The sequence below is a fragment of the Pseudomonas sp. 05N434 genome (assembly GCF_056396965.1).
Genome location: NZ_JBFTMK010000698.1, coordinates 1 through 2179 on the forward strand (window position 1 = coordinate 1; position 2179 = coordinate 2179).

A 2179-nucleotide genomic window follows, 5' to 3' on the forward strand; every position below is an offset into this window, starting at 1 on the left:
GTCTTCTCGTCGATGGTGTAATGGCCGGCCTTGGTGACTTCCCCTTCGACTTCCTCGATGTGCAATTCAAGCTGCGGGATCAGTTTGTTGATCTCGATGTACAGCTTGGAGCTGTCCTCGGCCTGACCGGAGATGATCAGCGGGGTACGGGCTTCGTCGATGAGGATGGAGTCGACTTCGTCGATCACGGCAAAATTGAGTTCGCGCTGGAATTTTTCTTCCATGCTGAACGCCATGTTGTCGCGCAAGTAGTCGAAACCGAATTCGTTGTTGGTGCCGTAGGTGATGTCGGCGGCGTAAGCGGCGCGCTTCTCTTCCGGCGGCTGGAATGGCGTGACCACGCCGACCGTCATGCCAAGGAATTCGTAGAGCGGACGCATCCAGTTGGCGTCACGACGGGCCAGGTAGTCGTTCACCGTCACAACGTGCACGCCCTTGCCGGACAGCGCGTTGAGGTAAACGCCCAGTGTTGCCACCAGGGTCTTGCCTTCACCGGTACGCATTTCCGCGATCATGCCTTCATGCAAGGTCATGCCGCCGATCAGCTGGACATCGAAGTGGCGCATACCCATGACGCGCTTACCGGCTTCGCGGGCGACCGCAAAGGCTTCTGGCAGCAGCTTGTCGAGGGTTTCCCCTTTGGCGAGGCGGGCCTTGAACTCGTTGGTCTTGGCACGCAATTGATCGTCCGAAAGGGCCACCATTTGCTCTTCGAAGGCATTGACGAGCTGCACCGTCTTGAGCATGCGTTTGACTTCACGCTCGTTCTTGCTTCCAAAAAGTTTCTTTAACAAAGGCGCAAACATATCGGCAGGATCTTCCACACTAAAGGGATGGAGGGCGGCCCCGTGAGTCGCCCGTGCAGCCCTCATGGCCGCATGCGAACGAGCATTCTACCCGGAAACGATGGTGAGGAAAGTGGCGTTGTTCCACGATGCATGCACTGCGCTGTGACGGGGCTCACTTAAAATAAGGGCTTTTTACTGAACTTCAACCCATTGAGGGTACAAGTTACTCGTTGATTTAATGGGTAAAGCGCTCGTAAAGCAATGGGTCGGGACCAGCGGGTGCTTTCTGTTACCATGGCCGTTCTGTTACTTCAGGTGTTCGATCATGGCATTTCGCCCTCTCACGGCCAGAGCACCCGCCGTTCTGCTTCGCGAAGCCAAACCGCTGAAAGCCATCTTTGGCCACGCTCAACGCCTGGGTCATTTGCAACGTCTGGTGGAAAGCCAGCTGCAACCGGCCGCCCGCGAGCATTGCCATGTGGCGTCGTGGCGCGAAGGCAGTTTATTGCTGATTGTCACCGACGGTCACTGGGCCACCCGCCTGCGTTATCAACAAAAGCGTCTGCAACGCCAGTTACAGCTGTTCGACGAGTTCGCCAGCCTGACGCGGATCCTGTTCAAGGTGCAGCCACCGACCGTTCAGCAAGGAGCGGCTGGGCATACCATGGATTTGTCGACGGATGCCGCGGCGACCATTCAGGCGACGGCTGACGGGATTACCGACCCGAATCTAAGGGCGGCGCTGGAGCGCCTTGCGGCGCACGCAAAACCTAAATCCTGACTCAAATTTAATGTGGGAGCGCCACACCGCCRCTCCCACATTTTGACTGCGTACACTCGCTAGCGGCGCTTACTGCCCCCAAGCAATGACCCCATCAACCCGCGTACCAGTTGTCGGCCCAATTGATTGGCCGCCTGTCGCATCGCCGATTTAAGCGCCTGTCCTGCGGCCGTACCGAGGAATTCCCCAGCCTGTTCGGTGAAACTCGGCTCTTCGGGGGCAGGTTTGCCCGGCGCGGTTTCAGGCCCCGGCGCCAACCCCTTGCGCCCCATCAGCACTTCATAGGCCGATTCGCGATCAACCGGTTTGTCATATCGCCCTTTAAACGGCGAACCGGCAATCAGCACCGTGCGCTCAGTCTCGGTCAGCGGACCGATCCGCGATTGCGGCGGTGCGACCAGTACACGCTGGACCATCTCCGGCGTGCCCTTGTCCTGCAAGGTGCCGACCAACGCCTCGCCGATGCCCAGCTCAGTCAACACCGACAAGGCATCAAATGCCGGGTTCGGCCGGAAGCCCTCGGCCACTGCCCGCAGGGATTTCTGCTCTTTGGCGGTGAACGCGCGCAAGCCATGCTGAACACGCAGGCCCAACTGAGCCAGCACATCAT

Annotated in this window: 3 protein-coding genes; 1 reads left to right on the top strand and 2 read right to left on the bottom strand. The window is 58.8% G+C overall.

The genetic code is table 11. The features are described from left to right. Positions 1 to 806, bottom strand: an 806-nt coding sequence (locus AC1DLB_RS28220; protein WP_477786107.1) for a DEAD/DEAH box helicase, incomplete at its 3' end; no start/stop codon positions are given. Positions 807 to 1113: 307 nt separating this feature from the next. Between AC1DLB_RS28220 and AC1DLB_RS28225 the strand changes: the two genes are divergently transcribed. Continuing rightward, positions 1114 to 1569 (top strand): DUF721 domain-containing protein, encoded by a 456-nt coding sequence (locus tag AC1DLB_RS28225; protein WP_018926518.1) that lies wholly within the window; start codon positions 1114 to 1116, stop codon positions 1567 to 1569. A 59-nt stretch (positions 1570 to 1628) separates the two neighbouring features. Here AC1DLB_RS28225 and AC1DLB_RS28230 read toward each other — a convergent pair. Further along, the coding region (locus AC1DLB_RS28230) for a helicase HerA-like domain-containing protein (RefSeq protein WP_477786108.1) at positions 1629 to 2179 on the bottom strand (551 nt) is incomplete at its 5' end.